The sequence below is a fragment of the Paenibacillus glycanilyticus genome (assembly GCF_023715145.1).
In the GTDB taxonomy this organism is placed as follows: domain Bacteria; phylum Bacillota; class Bacilli; order Paenibacillales; family Paenibacillaceae; genus Pristimantibacillus; species Pristimantibacillus glycanilyticus_A.
Genome location: NZ_JAMBNP010000003.1, coordinates 34,299 through 50,526, shown reverse-complemented (window position 1 = coordinate 50,526; position 16,228 = coordinate 34,299). Strand labels below are relative to the sequence as shown.

Annotated in this window: 13 protein-coding genes; 1 reads left to right on the top strand and 12 read right to left on the bottom strand. The window is 53.4% G+C overall.

The window, feature by feature from the left end:
• Positions 1 to 4 precede the first annotated feature (4 nt).
• The 12 genes from M3194_RS09800 to M3194_RS09745 form a co-directional block, all read right to left on the bottom strand.
• The gene (locus tag M3194_RS09800) at positions 5 to 1,504 is read right to left on the bottom strand and encodes a YycH family regulatory protein (RefSeq protein ID WP_251653259.1); all 1,500 of its coding nucleotides are present in this window, start codon (positions 1,502 to 1,504) and stop codon (positions 5 to 7) included.
• Complete coding sequence (gene walK / locus M3194_RS09795) at positions 1,501 to 3,348, bottom strand: cell wall metabolism sensor histidine kinase WalK (RefSeq protein ID WP_251653258.1); 1,848 nt, start codon at positions 3,346 to 3,348, stop codon at positions 1,501 to 1,503. The genes M3194_RS09800 and walK overlap by 4 nt, the downstream gene beginning before the upstream one ends.
• Complete coding sequence (gene yycF / locus M3194_RS09790; RefSeq protein ID WP_251653257.1) at positions 3,345 to 4,109, bottom strand: response regulator YycF; 765 nt, start codon at positions 4,107 to 4,109, stop codon at positions 3,345 to 3,347. The genes walK and yycF overlap by 4 nt, the downstream gene beginning before the upstream one ends.
• 156 nt (positions 4,110 to 4,265) lie before the next feature.
• Entirely contained in the window at positions 4,266 to 5,819 is a 1,554-nt protein-coding gene (locus tag M3194_RS09785) for a M23 family metallopeptidase (RefSeq protein WP_251653256.1), read from the bottom strand.
• A gap of 140 nt (positions 5,820 to 5,959) precedes the next feature.
• Positions 5,960 to 6,637 carry a hypothetical protein gene (locus M3194_RS09780; protein WP_251653255.1) on the bottom strand — a complete coding sequence of 226 codons (678 nt, stop codon included), beginning with the start codon at positions 6,635 to 6,637 and terminating at the stop codon, positions 5,960 to 5,962.
• A 128-nt stretch (positions 6,638 to 6,765) separates the two neighbouring features.
• Positions 6,766 to 8,052 (bottom strand): adenylosuccinate synthase, encoded by a 1,287-nt coding sequence (locus M3194_RS09775; RefSeq protein ID WP_251653254.1) that lies wholly within the window; start codon positions 8,050 to 8,052, stop codon positions 6,766 to 6,768.
• Positions 8,053 to 8,250: 198 nt separating this feature from the next.
• Positions 8,251 to 9,624: a replicative DNA helicase gene (gene dnaB / locus M3194_RS09770; protein WP_251653253.1), complete on the bottom strand. Its 1,374-nt coding sequence runs from the start codon at positions 9,622 to 9,624 to the stop codon at positions 8,251 to 8,253.
• Between the two features lie 226 nt (positions 9,625 to 9,850).
• A complete protein-coding gene (rplI, locus tag M3194_RS09765; protein WP_251653252.1) occupies positions 9,851 to 10,297 on the bottom strand; it encodes a 50S ribosomal protein L9 in 447 nt (148 codons plus the stop codon).
• A complete protein-coding gene (locus M3194_RS09760) occupies positions 10,294 to 12,255 on the bottom strand; it encodes a DHH family phosphoesterase (RefSeq protein WP_251653251.1) in 1,962 nt (653 codons plus the stop codon). The genes rplI and M3194_RS09760 overlap by 4 nt, the downstream gene beginning before the upstream one ends.
• Positions 12,256 to 12,275: 20 nt before the next feature.
• Positions 12,276 to 13,166, bottom strand: coding sequence for a DUF2232 domain-containing protein (locus M3194_RS09755; RefSeq protein WP_251653250.1), 891 nt, complete (start codon positions 13,164 to 13,166; stop codon positions 12,276 to 12,278).
• Between the two features lie 121 nt (positions 13,167 to 13,287).
• A complete protein-coding gene (locus M3194_RS09750; RefSeq protein ID WP_251653249.1) occupies positions 13,288 to 15,189 on the bottom strand; it encodes an amidohydrolase family protein in 1,902 nt (633 codons plus the stop codon).
• A gap of 112 nt (positions 15,190 to 15,301) precedes the next feature.
• On the bottom strand, positions 15,302 to 15,730 hold the full coding sequence (locus M3194_RS09745; RefSeq protein WP_251653248.1) for a CBS domain-containing protein: 429 nt from the start codon (positions 15,728 to 15,730) through the stop codon (positions 15,302 to 15,304).
• Between the two features lie 122 nt (positions 15,731 to 15,852).
• On the opposite strand from M3194_RS09745, the gene M3194_RS09740 reads away from it, so the two are divergent.
• Positions 15,853 to 16,206 (top strand): DUF4870 domain-containing protein, encoded by a 354-nt coding sequence (locus M3194_RS09740; protein WP_251653247.1) that lies wholly within the window; start codon positions 15,853 to 15,855, stop codon positions 16,204 to 16,206.
• Positions 16,207 to 16,228 lie beyond the last annotated feature (22 nt).

The window sequence follows — 16,228 nt, the reverse complement described above, 5'->3', positions numbered from 1 at the left end:
AACGCTATTGCTCGCTTTCCTTATCCGGTGCTACCGAATTTTGAAGCGGATCGGAGCCTCCGAACAAGCTGTTGCTGTCCTGGGAAGCCGTCTCCCGCCCGGATTGCCCATCCTTGCCAGAATCCTTATCCGAATCCGTTCCTTCTTGCGAATTATTATGCATAAAGCTCGGCGTATCCTTTATTTCCTTCGGAACAAAGCCCGTCGGATACGCCTCGGTCAGTGCCTCCTGCGTGCCATCCTCAAGCTGTACCGCCCATACCGGAATAAATTTGAGCTCGTTGTTCTCGAGCGGCACGGCCTTCAGTGCCGGGAACAACCTTACAACCTCCGAGCGGCGGTCGTAATGATCCAGTGCGCTGCGCACCTGATCCCCGCCCGGCAGCCATCTAGCTTCCCTCGTCTTCGATTTGTCGGCCAGGGTAATGAGTGAACGGCTGTATTCCGTCACCACGCCTTGCTGCATCGTAAGCCGCATATTGCCGTACTCGAAATCCTTGCTCTCGATCACCGGATAATTATCGACGTACTGCTGGAACTCCACGTATTTGCCCGTTTTGCCGTCCAGATTTAACCCCGGGTTAATGAAACGGTGTATCCCGTCCCATCCGCCATGCTGGTTAATGAACTCGATCGATGCAAATACGTTCTCGCTAAGCAGATTCTCCTCGCTTTGCGAGGCAGCCGGGTTGGTATAGATCATCCACATGCCCTTCTGCTCAATCTGCAGGCCGCGCTTGCCGTCGGTGTATATCTGTGACCCGCTCCGGTCATAAAGCGCCTTTGTTGTCGCCGGATCAATCAGGTTCTGCTGCATCAGCTCGGAAGAGTAGGTCTCATAAGGGAATACCATCTCTACCGATTGAATCGGCTGCTTCGGCAGATAGATGCCGTCCGAGGTCATGTGGTACTTCGGCTGATATTCGCCAAAGCCCACATAATCCTGTACGTCTCGGACCGTCAGATCGGCCTGGGTGGATTCGTACACCTTCTGCCCGTCGGCGCTGAAGAAGAACGTCCGGACTTCCTCCGAATCGGTTGCTTTGAAGATCCAAATCCGGTCAATCATCTCGCCCAGGAACAGCAAATCCCCCTGCACCTTGAGCAGCTTCTTCAGAAGCTCTACCGGAATGCCGTTCTGGAAGCGCAGCTCAACGCCGATATCATTCTTCCGTACTTCATCCCAATTAAGCACATTGGCCGGATTCCGCTGGAAGCCTTTAAATTCACGCCCTTGGATCCGGTCTTTCAAGATCATATTGTAGAACGTTGTTCCCGGATACAGCACCGTATGCTCATTGCCGCCGAAGTGGAGGACAATCTCCTCCGGGAAGATCACGTTCTCCACGCTCGATTCCTTCCCGAGCGGATCGGCATTAATGAAATCCTGCTCCGTCTTGACCGTAGCGCCTAGGCCGGGCATGCTGTACGCGAGGAAATACGATTGAACCAAGCTGAGTGCTACGAGCATAACGAGCAGGAGCGTCTTCCCTTTCTCTATCATGCCGTCTCACCTTCCTCTTGCAGCGCAGGCAGCGTAAAGGTCACGGTTGTGCCCTCGTTCAGCTCCGACTTCAGCGAGATCGTGCCGCCATGCGCCTTAACGATTTCCCGGGCAATCGATAAGCCGAGGCCAGTGCCGCCCATATTGCGGGAACGGGCCTTGTCCACCCGGTAAAACCGGTCAAAAATACGCGATAAATCCTTCTTCGGAATACCGATGCCTGTATCCTTGACGCTAACCGCGATTGTAGCGGCATCCTGCTTATGGGCGCTGAGCTCAATGGATCCGCCCTCAAGCGTATATTTAATGGCGTTCGATATGAGATTATCGAGCACCTGGTCGATCTGGTCACGGTCGAGCCACCCCGACGTTAGGTCGCGGTCGACGACAATCGCCGCCCGGATCGACTTCTGGCGCAGCTGGAAGGAGAAGCGGTCGGTTACTTCATCCAGCATCTCATGGATGTTGGTCTTCCGCCGCCGCAGCGGCGCCTGATTCGAATCGAGGCGCGACAGATGCAGCAGGTCCGTAACGAGCCGGATCATCCGCTCGGTCTCATTGCGGATGACGCCAACGAACCGCTCCGACAGCTCCCGCTCGTCCAGCGCGCCGTCATTGAGCGCTTCCGCGTAGCTCTTGATGGTGGTGAGCGGCGTGCGCAGCTCATGCGAGACATTCGCAACGAACTGGCGGCGCGACTGCTCAAGCTTTTCCTGCTCCGTTACGTCCTGAAGCACGGCGATCGTTCCGGTAATCCCTTTGTCGCGGCGGTGAATCGGCGTAAAGGTGACGCGGAGGATCCCCTCCGCATCATCCATATCCGCTTCTTCGTCGTCCCGCGACAAAACGACGGTCTGCTCCCGCCCTTGCTGCAGCTCCTGATACTTCTGCTCGGGCATGCCAAGCAGCTCGGGCAGTCTGCAGCCCTCGCAGGTGCGCACGTCCAGCATCTCCTGCGAGCGCCGGTTCCAGACAATCACCTTGCCGTTCTCGTCGGCCGCAATCACGCCGTCGCTCATATTCGACAGAATGGAGGCAAGCTTCTCGTTCTCCTCTTCGTTGACCGAGAGCGCCTCCTTCAACCGAATGGTCATATCATTAAAGGCCGAGCTTAGCCGCCCGATCTCGTCATCGCCAAGCACCGGCACCTGCAGGTCGAACTTTCCGTCCGCCACTGCCGCCGCCTGCCTCGTCAGCCCCTGAATCGGGCTCGTAATCGTATGGGCAAGCAGAATGCCGAGAATCCCGGTAAGACCAAGGGCAATAAGCGTTCCGGAGAAAAAGATCTGATTTACCCGGTTCACCGTATCGTACAAGCTGTCCATCGACGCCACCATATAGACCGCACCGACAACCTTGTCGTTATCGTTGTACGTGACGGGAAGGGCGATGATTTTCTTCCGGATGCCGTTCTCGTCAATAACCTCTTCCTCATTATCCGAAATGCCGGTTAACGCGCGGCTCACCGCAAGAGAGGTGTTCTTCTTCCCGATGTACGACTCGGACACCTGCAAGGATGTCGCGACAACCCGTCCATTGCCGTCAAGCACCTGCACCTCCGTCCCGCTGATGCTGAACAGATTGCGGACGACCAGGCTCAGGTTCTCCGTGTTCTCGTTATTTGCTTCGCTGTCGCTGTTAGGCTTAATCGATAGATTAGGCGCCGCCAGCTTCGAGAGGATATCCGCCTGCTCCTTCATATTGGTCGTGAAGTTATCGGTCAGCGACGCCTTCACCGTACTGATGAAGTAGACGCCGATCAACTGCATCGCAACTAGGATGAGCAGAAGATAAATAATAACCAGCTTAACTTGAATGGTGCGAAAAAACCGCCTCCCGTTCATGCGTAGCCGAGCCCTCCCGACTTCGGATTGCGCATCATATAGCCAAGACCGCGGCGGGTCATAATATATTCCGGACGGCTGGGATCATCCTCGATCTTCTCGCGAAGACGTCTGATCGTTACATCCACCGTGCGCACGTCGCCGAAATATTCAAAGCCCCATACGGCTTGCAGCAAATGCTCGCGCGTCATTACTTTGCCGCTATTTCGCGCCATGTAATAGACAAGCTCGTATTCGCGATGCGTCAGATCCAGCGGTTCATTGTCCTTGTACACGACATACATATCGGTATCGATAAACAGGTTGAATAATTTCAGGCCCTGTTTCTCGTCCGCATTCCCTTGCCCCTCGCTGCCAGCGTTTGCGCTGTCTGCGGAAGAAGCTGCTTCGGATGTTTTCTGCTGCCGGCGCAAATGCGCTTTCACCCGGGCAAGCAGCTCGCGAGTGCTGAATGGCTTTGTCACATAATCATCGGCGCCAAGCTCAAGGCCCAGCACCTTGTCAATCTCTGTATCTTTAGCCGTCAGCATAATGATCGGCATATGAAGACGCGTCCGCACCTCGCGGCATACGTCCATACCGTCCTTAACAGGCAGCATTAAATCAAGCAGAATCAAATCCGGCTGCTCTTCGAACGCGAGGCGCACCGCCTCGCCGCCGTCAAACGCGCAAATGACCTGATGCCCTTCCTTCTCCAGGTTGAATTTCAATATATCTGCAATGGGCTGTTCGTCGTCGACCACTAAAATTTTCCCGTGCATCGTTACACCCGCCTGTCGCTCGTCCTATTTTCACTCTTTTATTTTAACATAGTGAGTCGTCAAGTTCCCAATTAAAGTTCGTTCAGGCATATTCCAATAAAACTCAGAAAAGGAGGCTACCCGCTAACGGACAGCCCCCCTGAATAGAAGAATAAATTATAAGTACTTTAACGGATTTTGCAGTACGCCGCTCTTCGTAATTTCAAAATGCAAATGCACGCCTGTCGATTCGCCCGTGCTGCCCATAATGCCCAGCTTGTCTCCTTTTTCGACAATCTGGCCCTTCTTCACGCTAATGGATCTCAGATGACCGTATAACGTTTTGTATCCATTCTTATGGTTGACGATGATGCAATTGCCGTAACCGGTCTTCTGGCCGGCGAATTCGATAACGCCGTTGTCAGCTGCCATAATGGTCTTGCTGCCCGTCATGTCGATGCCTTTGTGCATCCGTCCCCAGCGCTGGCCGAACTTGCTCGACAGCGACCAGCCGGATACCGGCGATGCGAAATGTCCTGTGCCTTCGCCAAGAATAACCTTCGTGCCTCTAATGACAACCTCGGCTACAGGCTTTACAACCACTTGGCTGTCGACGAGCTCTTCCGTAACTACCTTGCCGTTCTGCTTCACAACCCGGTATGTAAGTGTCTTCTTGCCGCTCTTGCCTTCCGTCAGCACCTTCGATTCGCCAAGCTTCATCGAATCGCTCTTGCGAATCTCTACAGGAGCGTCATAAGAAATAGTCTCCGTTGCGCGTTCTTCCGTCTTCACCGTCAGCTCCGGCTGAAGAACGGTCAGATCAAGAACATCGCCCTCTTTGATCATATCCTGCTCAATCCAGCCGTTGTTATCGTAGATCACCTGTTCAGAAATATTAAACTTATCGGCAATACATCCGATGCAGTCGCCTTTCTGAACCGTGTACTTGGTCGGTTTGACGCTGCCTTTCACAAGCTTCAAGTACAGCTCGTTGGCATCCATGATTTTGGCCGGGTCCGTCTCGACCGAATCCGTCTTCACTACCTCCACGAACTTGACGCCTGTCAGCTTCTTGCCATTAGAGGCAGTCTTCTTATCGGCTGCCGCCGTCTTGGAGTAAGACAAGGTTGTGACTCCAGCAGGCTTCTTGCTCGCCGCCAGCTGCGGAGCGTATTTGGTCTGCACGCGGGTTAGAATGGCATCGGCAGTCTCCTGGTCCTTCACAATGCCGGCCACCTTGCCGTCAATGACAAGTTCAACGCCTTCCGCATGCGAAGTCAGAAGTCCCTTCAGCTTGCTTAACGTTTCATCCGTAGCCGGCTCCGCCTTAAATCCGCTCTCGCCGCTGTACGTAATCTCGCCGGAATCGAGCACCATGTTCAGTTCCGGGTTAGCCTTCTTCACTTCTTCGGTCTGTTGCTTGATCAGCTGGTCTACTTCCGCGGGATCCTTAATCGAGCCCACGATTGTGCCATCTTTATATACGTTGTAATAATCGACTGTATTCGCTTGTACGTATCCGGTACCGCCGATACCGGCTGCTGCGAGGACTACCAGCACCCCTGCTGTAAGCATGACAGGTTTTCTCTTCCGCATAGGTGTATGCGGTTTCTCTCCTGTCGAAGGAGGCTGCTTCTTGCCTTTCGAGTCTTGCAGATCAGTAGGCCGAAAGTACTGGTTTACGAGGTTCCAAGTCTTCCGGAAACGATCCTTGGGGCTGAAAACGGTCATGATGGTCTCCTTTTCGCACTTTTCCTGCAATAAAATACGGTTTCCGACATGAAAAAAGACGAATGTCCTGTCGGATCACTCGCCTAATACTTTAACATATGGTTAATAAACGCGGCAACCATTCTTGTCAAGAGTCGAAATTAATATTTTTTCAGAATTGCCAACATTTGTTCATATTGGTCACGGTCCAGATACTGTGCCATCAGCTGCTGGATCTGCGTAAGCTCCTCGTCCGTCAGCCCGTTTTCCATGTAGGCGGAGATGGTCTGCATAGCCTCCTGCGGCAGCTTGCTCATAAGCAACCCGAACAATTGGTCCTTGTCCGCCTCGCTCATCTGGCCCTTCATATCAGTCAGATCCTCGGTAGTAATCGCGGTCTCTGAACCATCAATTGACGGCGCTTCGTCATCATCCGTTTGACCGCTGCCCTCCGCTTGGCCCGTACTTGTGCCGCCTGATTCCTCTGACTGCCCGCTTGTGCCGCCTTCCGCCTTTGTTCCGCCGCCAATGCCGATATCGGTGAGCGGAGGAGTTGACGGCTGTTCGGCAAAGGCGTCTACCGCAACCTTATCGCCGTCTCCGGACTCATCCGTGCCCGTCTTCTCGGTATCATCGGTTTGAGTCGGTTCAACGCCCCACAGCTTGCCCCATACTCCGGACATTGCCATCGGCTGTACCTCCAGCGGCATATTATACTGCTTCAGCAGCGTCTCTACATAACTACTAACGATATAACCGGTTGTCCATATCGAGAGAAAGCTGACAATGAGACCCGCCGCTACGATTTTTGCGATCCATACGGCTGCTTTTAACCACATTTACGCTCATCCCTTTCCTTCTGCTATCTACCATTATGGTCAAAGAATAGGGAGAGCAAACTATGAAAACGACAAAAAAGGATAGCCCCCGCATCTCTGCCCTGGACTATCCTCTGTAAGTTTAGATTCTATTCGTAGATTGCGCGAACCGGATTTGTCTGCTCGCGGTTGCGTCCTACCGAGAAGATTGCAATTGGAATACCGGTCAGCTCGGATACGCGGTTCAGGTAGTTCAGCGTGTTCACCGGAAGATCTTCCAGCTTCTTCGCTCCCGTAATATCTTCGCTCCAGCCCGGCATTTCTTCATATACCGCTTCGCATTCCGCCAGCATCTTGAGGCTTGCAGGATAATGCTCGATCACTTCGCCGCGGTATTTGTAAGCTGTACAGATCTTAACGGTCTCAAGGCCGCTCAGTACGTCAAGCGAGTTAAGGGACAGGCCCGTAATGCCGCTGACGCGGCGAGCATGGCGGACAACAACGCTGTCGAACCAGCCTACGCGGCGCGGACGTCCGGTTACTGTGCCATATTCATGGCCTTTGTCACGGATCAGGTCGCCGATCTCGTTAATTTGCTCTGTCGGGAACGGGCCGTCGCCTACGCGGGTTGTGTATGCTTTTGCTACACCGATAACCTGCTGGATTTTCGACGGACCTACGCCGGAACCGATACATACGCCGCCAGCCGATGGGTTGGAGGAAGTAACGAATGGATAAGTACCTTGGTCAATATCAAGCATAACGCCTTGAGCGCCTTCGAACAGGACCTTTTTGTTCGCGTCGATCGCGTCGTTCAGAACAACCGAAGTATCCGTAACGTACGGACGAAGCGTCTCCGCGTAGCCTAAGTATTCGGCAATAATCGCTTCGGCATCAAGCGGCTCGCCGCCGTATACCTGCTGAATCACTTGGTTCTTCTCTACCACAAGGCGGCGCGTTTTCTCCGTGAACTCTTCCGCATCCAGTAGATCCGCGATGCGGATGCCGTTACGGGCAGCTTTGTCCATGTAGCAAGGGCCGATGCCTTTGCGAGTTGTACCGATTTTGTTATCGCCTTTACGGTCCTCTTCCAGACCGTCAAGCACGAGATGGTAAGGCATGATGACATGGGCGCGGTCACTGATTTTCAGATTGTCGCTAGAGAACCCGTTGTCATGAATATAGTTAATTTCGTCGATCAGCGCTTGCGGGTTAATAACCATCCCGTTGCCAATGACGCAAGTTTTATTTTGATTAAAAATACCCGATGGAATCATCGTCAATTTGTACTTTTTGTTGTCAATGAGAATAGTGTGTCCGGCATTGTTACCACCTTGATAGCGAGCGACGACGTCGGCTCCGTCCGCCAAGTAATCGGTAATTTTGCCTTTCCCTTCGTCTCCCCACTGCGTACCGACAACAACAACCGTAGACATAAACATACCCCCGTCCGGTGATTTTGCACACCGAAAATTACCGTCTTAGCATTAACCGGATCGGCGCTTCTTACTCAGAAATGCTCCTAATCGCGTAAAGACAGCAATAACAGTGTATCAGCCTCGTATGGAGAAGTCAAACAAAAAACGAACAATTGCACAGTCGCCCATGCAATTGTTCGGATATTATACATAACCTTATGATGCCTGCGACGGGTCCTCGTGAGTCCTGTCTAAGCTTACGAATTTATTGAATTGCTTGAGGAAGACCAGCTCGACCGTGCCGACCGGGCCGTTACGCTGTTTGGCAAGAATGATCTCGATGATGTTCTTCTTCTCGGATTCCTTGTCGTAGTAATCGTCGCGGTACAGGAAGCCTACGATGTCGGCATCCTGCTCGATCGAACCCGATTCCCGAAGGTCGGACATCATCGGACGCTTGTCCTGACGCTGCTCGACGCCACGGCTGAGCTGCGACAGGGCAATAACCGGCACTTCCAGCTCACGGGCGATCTGTTTCAGTGTACGCGAAATCTCGGATACTTCCTGCTGGCGGTTCTCGCCCGCTTTGCCGCGGCCTTGAATGAGCTGCAAGTAATCAATAAGAATCATGCCAAGACCCTTTTCCTTTTTCAGGCGACGGCATTTCGCGCGAATATCGGCAACCGTAATGCCTGGCGTATCATCTATAAATACATTGGCTTCCGACAAGGCGCCAATCGCCATCGTCAGCTTCTCCCAATCGTCGCCCTCGAGCTGACCGGTACGCATCCGGGTCGCGTCTACGTTCGACTCGGCGCAGACCATACGCTGAACGAGCTGCGCCGCGGACATCTCGAGCGAGAAGATGGCGACGGTCTCGCGGGCGCGGACGCCGACGTTCTGGGCTATGTTCAGGGCGAACGCCGTTTTGCCTACGGAAGGACGGGCCGCAATAATGATCAAGTCACTGCGCTGGAAGCCGGCCGTCATTTTGTCCAAGTCGACGAATCCGGAAGGAATGCCCGTTGTTCCTGCACCCTTCTGATTGTAGAGCGTCTCGACCTTCTCGAATACTTCCATCAGAACGTCGCGGATGGAGATAAAGCCGCTGCTTGAACGGCGGTTCGAGATCTCCAGAATCTTGCGCTCCGCATCGCTCAGAAGAATACCTACTTCATCCGTGCTTGCGTAACCGTCCGAGACGATATTGGTTGCCGTCCGGATCAGACGGCGAAGCATCGACTTCTCTTCTACGATCTGCGCGTAGTAATCGACGTTGGCTGCCGTCGGAACCGCACTGGCCAGCCTGGCCAAATACGATACGCCGCCAATCTCCTCGATCAGCTGCCTGTCCTGCAAATAAGCCGTCAACGTAATCAGATCGACCGGCTGCCCGCTCTCCCCAAGCTCAACCATCGCTTCATAGATATGCTGATGAGGAACGCTATAAAAGTCTTCGCTGCGCAGCCGCTCCATCGCGGTGATCAGCGCCTCCGACTGAAGCAGAATTGCGCCAATAACGGCTTGCTCCGCCTCCAGGTTCTGCGGCGGCACCCGATCAAACATCAGCTCCGTGCTACTCATGCTCATGTTTGTATGCTCCCTCCCGAGCGTAAACGGCTGCCCTTCCCAAGGAGGCGCAGCATTCGTTCCGCCTAAATACATCCGATTCCAATCAAAGCTACAACGAACAGTGTAGCAGTTATAAGCGTCTGAAAGCTATGCAAAGAAAGTTCCAGCAATATGATCATACAACAATAGCGATGCTCTCACATCGCCATTGCCGCTTGCTATAACTGTTAATGAGGACTCTTCTTTATTCTTCCGTTACTTGAACGTTAAGCTTCGATTTCACGTCCACATGCAGCTTCACCGGTACTTGAGTCACGCCAAGCGTACGGATGGCATCTTCGAGCTCGATTTTGCGTTTGTCGATTTTAACGCCGGCTTGCGCCGCGAGAGCTTCCGCAATTTGCTTGCTTGTGATTGCGCCGAACAACCGGCCGCCTTCGCCCGCTTTTGCCTTAATGACGATCTTCAGCTCTTCCAGCTTCTTGCCAAGCTCAACCGCATCCGCTTTTTCCTTCGCTTTGCGTTTCTCTTCCGAAGCGTTCTGTACTTCCAGCGTCTTCAGGTTGCCGTCGGACGCCAGCTTAGCCAGCCCTTGCGGCAGCAGGAAGTTACGTACGTAACCTTCCGACAGCTCCTTCACATCGCCCTTTTTACCTTGGCCTTTAACATCCTTCAAGAAAATAACCTTCATTCGAATAACCCCTCTTCCGCTTCAATTTGTGCAAGCACCGTCTTTAATTTTACCGCCACTTCCTGGACGGTTCCCTCCAGCTGAGCCGCGGCATTCGTCAAGTGGCCGCCGCCGCCCATTCTTTCCATGACAACCTGTACATTCATATGCCCAAGCGAGCGGGCGCTTATGCCGATCAGCCCGTCGGGCCTCTCCCCGATAACAAAGGAGGCGTAAATATCCGTCATGTTAAGCAGCGTGTCGGCTGACTGCGCGATAAGAAGCTGCGCGACCTTTCGGCCAGGCTCCGTTACGGCAATCGCCACATGATCGTAGAACACTTCAGCATGCTTGATAATCTCTGCCTTGCGCACATATTCCTCAAGGTCTTCCTTCAGCATCCGCTGAATCATCGTCGAATCCGCGCCGTTGCGGCGCAGGAAGGATGCCGCATCAAACGTACGGGCGCCCGTTCGAAGCGAGAAGTTCTTCGTATCCACGGTAATGCCCGCAAGGAGCGCCGTAGCTTCACGGACATCCAGAAGCACGCGGTCGTGAATATACTGCAGCAGCTCGGTAACGAGCTCGCAGGTGGAGGAAGCGTAAGGCTCCATATAGACCAGAATCGCGTTCGAGATAAATTCCTCGCCCCGGCGGTGGTGGTCAACCACTACGATTTTATTCGTCTGCGTTAAGAGCCGCGGCTCCTTCACCATGGAAGCTTTATGCGTATCCACAACAACGGCCAGCGTGCGGTTATCCGTTATGCCAAGCGCCTGCTCCGGCGTAAGGAACCGCTTCGAGAACTTCTCGTCCTCCCGCAGCAGCTCCATCATCTTCTGGATTGCGGGATTGATGCCTTCCAGTACAATATAAGCTTCCTTGCCAAACAGCAGCGCCGCCTTCATGATGCCAATCGCTGCGCCAACCGCATCCATGTCGGGCATTTTATGGCCCATGATGACCACATTGCCGCTCTCGCGAATCAGATCGCGAAGCGCATGCGCCACGACGCGTGCGCGGACGCGGGTCCGCTTCTCTACCGCGTTGGTCTTGCCACCGTAGAAGGACTGGCGGCCGCCAACCTTTACGGAAGCCTGGTCTCCGCCGCGCCCCAATGCAATATCCAGGCTGGACTGTGCCCATTGGCCAAGCTCGACGATGCTTTCCGCTCCGGCTGCGAAGCCGATGCTGAGCGTAATCGGGATTTTCTGGTCGCCCGTCATCTCGCGCACTTCATCCAGAATAACGAATCGGGACTGCTCCAGCTGCCGCAGCGTCTTCTGATCGGTAATCAGGAGGAAGCGGTCCGAGGTAACCCGCTTCAGATACAGCTGGTACCGCTGTGCCCACTCGGTAATTTCCGTCGTTACTTTCGACTGGAGCGAGCTGCGCTGATGGTCGTCCATCCCTTGCGTAACTTCCTCCAGGCTGTCAATCATAACGACGCCCATCGCAAGCTTCTCGTCATCATACCGTTTGCTGAGCTGCCAGAGCAGCGTAATGTCCTGGACATACAGAATCCGTTCCTTTTGCTTGAAGATCAGCTGGTAGACGTGCCCGTCCACCATCGCTTCAACGGTCCCTTCCTTGTCCTTCACCTGCTGCAGAGCCGGGAAGAGCTCGGTAAGCGGCATGCCGATCACCGACTCCTCCCCTGCGATTTGCGCAATATAGGGATTATGCCATTCCACCGTCCGCTCTTCGTTATACAAAATAACGCCGAACGGAAGCTCGAGGGTGACGTCATTGCCGACCTTTTTAACCCGATATGACAACGTCCCAAGATAGGACTTCAGGTCTTTGCGGAAAGCCCGCTCCGCGAGCACCGTGTACACGGCCGCGGCTATGGTAAGAAGAAGCGCAATCAGCCCAAGCACCCACCAATACCAAGTGAGCACGACGGTCATAAGAACCATTAATGCGATAGACCAGACCTGATGCATGCCATGCCATCGCGTGACAAGAAACTTCGGCATTTCCTATTCGCTCCTATTGCTTATGATGATTTCGAAAACGACTTTCGGATCGGAAAAGCGGCATCAAGCACGCCGATCAGGCTAAGCGGCGGGAAGAGCAGAAGCGGAATGGCGATAATAACCGGAACCGCCTTGTTCCATTTCCGCTGATGCGCGATAAAGAAGAAAAATCCGATCGCCTGAATCGTGAACGCATACTTCATGAGCGGCACCAAATTCATCAGCGCTACGGAATAGAAGGAGCTGCTGCTGTCTGCAAACATATTCAGGATATAAACCACCAGGTAGAAGAAGACCATGATGCGCGGAAGCATCCAGTCCTTCGCTTTTGGCATGGTAGGAATATCCTCGATCGAAGATGCCAGAACCTTGCGTGCGAAATATTGCGTAATGACCGCGTACACGAAAGAAATCAGAATAATCGCCTGCGGGATCGATTGGATCATAATCCGGATTACGGAGTCCGTATAGTCGCTGTCCCACTCCTTCGGAAGCACGTGCTCCGATTCGAGGTCAGTTACCAAGGCACGGACAAACTCGCCAATTTGATCAATAAACGATTGGTTCAGAACCCCTTCGAATATAAGCAGCTCCGCCAGCAGACAGAACAGGATCGTCAGCGTTGTACGCCTTAATATATACGGCGCCGGCGCCTTCTTCCTGTACATCTGCCCCATCACCATAGCGGGAATCAGGAAAAATAACGCGATAATAAGAACCGACGGCCCCAGTATAACAGCCGCGATGATCCATACCGGTACAAGATGCAGTAAAAAGGACTTCGTAGACAGCGTCGTGTACAAAATCACGTAAGGCACCATCAGCAGCATTATCGTCAGAATGTTCAACACGGGGACTGCCAATGACAAAATTAGAAGCAGAGACGCGCCGCTCCATAGAACTGCTTTCATACCGGGCTTACCTTTCAAGCCGTTCACCTCTTGCATACATAATCAGTTAACAAACATTCACACTCCATTATATCATAAAAGCAAAATAGATCACGTACATCCTTTAGCGCTTGCCGCCCGCCTATCGAAAGCGGACGCCTGCCGCTTCGCTTGCCGTCCATAAAGCGATACCCGCCGCAGTCACTTCATGTCCCAGCTTGCCGAGCATCGATAAAGGCATAAACATCCGGCTGCCGATCGAGAGCAGGTCAGTCGCCAAGCCTCCCGCTTCCAGCCGGTAGCCCCGCTCCAGCATAAGCAGCCCTTCTTCAGGCGCAAGCTCGGCTCCGCTAATGCCGGATACCTTGCTGCGGGTTCGCTTCGCCGTCACCTTAAGGGCCGCTTTATTCCACGTCAGCTTGTAACCGTGCTGCTCGAGCGACCGGACATCCACGTACGGCTGCCCTTTGTAATCCGCCACCGCGTATTGACGGTTCCCCCAGCTAAGCTGCCCCGTTCCGCTCTTCACCCGCACAAACTCGCTGCGGATCGGCTTGCCCGCCGGGATATGCTTGCTCAGCTTTCCGTTCTCCAGCGCCAATTGACCGCCAACAAGCACATAGCGGATGCCGCCGGACATCTGCTCCGGATGCTCCACGGTTGAGCGGTCCGTTATCGTCTTGAAATCGAAGATAACAAGATCCGCATCCATTCCTTTCGCTAGTCTGCCCTTCTTCCTGAGAGAAGGCGCCTGCTTCTCCAGCCGTTGTGCCGGCAGGAGGGTCATCTTCGCCAGCGCCTCCATCAAAGTCAGGGTTTTCTTCTCCCTGACGTATAATCCGATGGTTCTCGCGAAGGTGCCCGAGGCGCGCGGATGATTATTATTGCCCGGCTCCAGAATCGCATCGCTGCCGATCATGACATAGGGCGCTTTAAGGGCATCCACCACATCCTGCTCCGGGATCGCGTATGCGACCGCCAGCTTGCCTTCCTCCCGGAAGCGGCCGAATGTCTCCTCCGTCAGTCGCTCCCCGGTCCCCGCAACCTGGAGATCGTGGAACGTAATTCTGAACCTTGACTGCCAACCCTCATCGAATCTTGCCGAGTTAAGAAAGGTCCCCCAATAATCGTAAGGATAGACGCAGGAGGTAATGTCCATTCCTTTCTTGCGGGCAGCACTTATCATCGCCAGCGACTTCTTCATGGAGAAGGTTCCTCCTGTGCTGTTAATGTGATCGATATGAACCGCGGCTCCTGTCTTCCTGGCATAACGGATTATCTCGCTAACGGCATCCAGGTTTGTGCCCGGCTCCTCCATATCCGAATAACGGGCATGAAAGTAGACAGGCACATTGTAATCATACGCGAGCTCCATTAATGGCAGAATCTCGGCAGCCGTAATGCCGGGCACGTACTCGAGACTGAGGGAGATCCCAAGGGCGCCTTCATTTAAGGCCTGCTCCGCCTGGCGGACAAGCTGGCCGATCTGACCCGGCAAGGCGCTGTCGTAACGGCCGAGCCGATAACGGTTGCGGCTCTCTGTATAGAAGAACGAAGCACCGAAGTTAACCGGTATCCTGCTCTGCGCATAATAGTTATACCATTCTTCCGGCGCTGAGGTTCCGCCATGCATCGCAATATTGGTCGTTACCCCGTCGGCTATCTTGTTCCACACACCCAGCGGGTTCGGGTTATAGGAGAGGTTGTCGACAAAACCGGGGGCGACAATAAGTCCTGTCGCATCTATGACATGCTTACCCTTTAGCGGCCTTGGCGTAACAACCGCAACCTGCCCGCCGCTTATGCCGACGTTCCAGCCCAGCTTGTCGAGCTTCGTTTCCGGATTCATGACCCGCCCCCCGGCAATCACCGTATCGTAGACCTGTTCCTCTCCACCCGCTTCTTCTGCAACGGCCTCCTTATCGGCACCGCCTTTGTACCACCACGGTAAGCAGACCATAAAGACCATAACGGTAACCATGACGAAAACAAAAAGACGGTACCGTTTTCGGCCTCCGTCTTTTTGGTGCTCATTCCTATTCATGAAGCCCCTCCCGAAGTCAATCCGCGTATGGAAATATATTCTCCTAGAACATATGGCCATATACGAAAAGAAACGGGAGGCGCTGAGTTGTCAATTCTGAAGTTGCGGCTGATCAAGCTTCCAGGACAATGGTTGGCGTTCCCGGAATAAAGGATTGGCAATAATCAATAATTTCGCTTCTGCGGACAATGCCGATGAAATGCCCGCGGTCGTCTACCACCGGAACAAAGTTCTGAACCTTTGACAGATCGATCAAATCCTTCATATCCGCATCAATTCGAACCGAACGGTTCGTCATGCGAAGCGGCACATCGTGCAGGGCCACCTTGTGGGCATTCTCGAAGCTCACGCCCGGCGTATTTTTCATGTACCAGAGCAAATCGCCCTCCGTCACCGTTCCGGCATATCCGCCTTCTTCATTAATAATCGGAACCGCCGAGTAGCGGTGATGCTCCATTTTCTCTAGGGTTTGCCTGAGCGTTGCATCTTGCGTTACCGTCACGACCTCCTGCTTAGGCAGCAGAAAAAACGCAATATTCATCCGTCATTCAACTCCAATCTTTCCTTTTGATTTCACTATAATATTCGTATTGACATATAACATTTCGGACATGAATACAATCTACTCCAGAGAGTCGATTATAGAAAGGATGAGATTTGTTCATGTCCAGCGCTTCCTTCGAACCCGATCGTTCCTCAACAGGCATAGACCCTAAAGTAGCGGGGCTGCTTGCTTATTTCCTTGGCTTCATTACCGGTATTATATTCTTAATCGTAGAAAAACAGAGCCGGTTTGTAAAATTCCATGCTCTTCAGTCGATTGCTATCTCGGTCGTTTTTATTGTCCTGAATATCGTCCTTGGTTTTATCCCCGTCATCGGCTGGCTCCTTGGCCTGGTCCTGACACCCCTTGGCTTTATTCTATGGATTGCCCTGATGCTGCTTGCCCTGCAGGGCAAGCGCTTCAAGCTGCCGTATATCGGCGACTGGGCGGAACAGCAATCATATAAGTTCTGATTAGCCGAGGCAGTGCGGACGG

Excerpts from the sequence above, each read along its gene's own strand:
- M3194_RS09800 (WP_251653259.1), bottom strand. The coding sequence starts at position 1,504 with ATGATAGAGAAAGGGAAGACGCTCCTGCTCGTTATGCTCGTAGCACTC.
- walK (WP_251653258.1), bottom strand. The coding sequence starts at position 3,348 with ATGAACGGGAGGCGGTTTTTTCGCACCATTCAAGTTAAGCTGGTTATT.
- yycF (WP_251653257.1), bottom strand. The coding sequence starts at position 4,109 with ATGCACGGGAAAATTTTAGTGGTCGACGACGAACAGCCCATTGCAGAT.
- M3194_RS09785 (WP_251653256.1), bottom strand. The coding sequence starts at position 5,819 with ATGACCGTTTTCAGCCCCAAGGATCGTTTCCGGAAGACTTGGAACCTC.
- M3194_RS09780 (WP_251653255.1), bottom strand. The coding sequence starts at position 6,637 with ATGTGGTTAAAAGCAGCCGTATGGATCGCAAAAATCGTAGCGGCGGGT.
- M3194_RS09775 (WP_251653254.1), bottom strand. The coding sequence starts at position 8,052 with ATGTCTACGGTTGTTGTTGTCGGTACGCAGTGGGGAGACGAAGGGAAA.
- dnaB (WP_251653253.1), bottom strand. The coding sequence starts at position 9,624 with ATGAGCATGAGTAGCACGGAGCTGATGTTTGATCGGGTGCCGCCGCAG.
- rplI (WP_251653252.1), bottom strand. The coding sequence starts at position 10,297 with ATGAAGGTTATTTTCTTGAAGGATGTTAAAGGCCAAGGTAAAAAGGGC.
- M3194_RS09760 (WP_251653251.1), bottom strand. The coding sequence starts at position 12,255 with ATGCCGAAGTTTCTTGTCACGCGATGGCATGGCATGCATCAGGTCTGG.
- M3194_RS09755 (WP_251653250.1), bottom strand. The coding sequence starts at position 13,166 with ATGAAAGCAGTTCTATGGAGCGGCGCGTCTCTGCTTCTAATTTTGTCA.
- M3194_RS09750 (WP_251653249.1), bottom strand. The coding sequence starts at position 15,189 with ATGAATAGGAATGAGCACCAAAAAGACGGAGGCCGAAAACGGTACCGT.
- M3194_RS09745 (WP_251653248.1), bottom strand. The coding sequence starts at position 15,730 with ATGAATATTGCGTTTTTTCTGCTGCCTAAGCAGGAGGTCGTGACGGTA.
- M3194_RS09740 (WP_251653247.1), top strand. The coding sequence starts at position 15,853 with ATGTCCAGCGCTTCCTTCGAACCCGATCGTTCCTCAACAGGCATAGAC.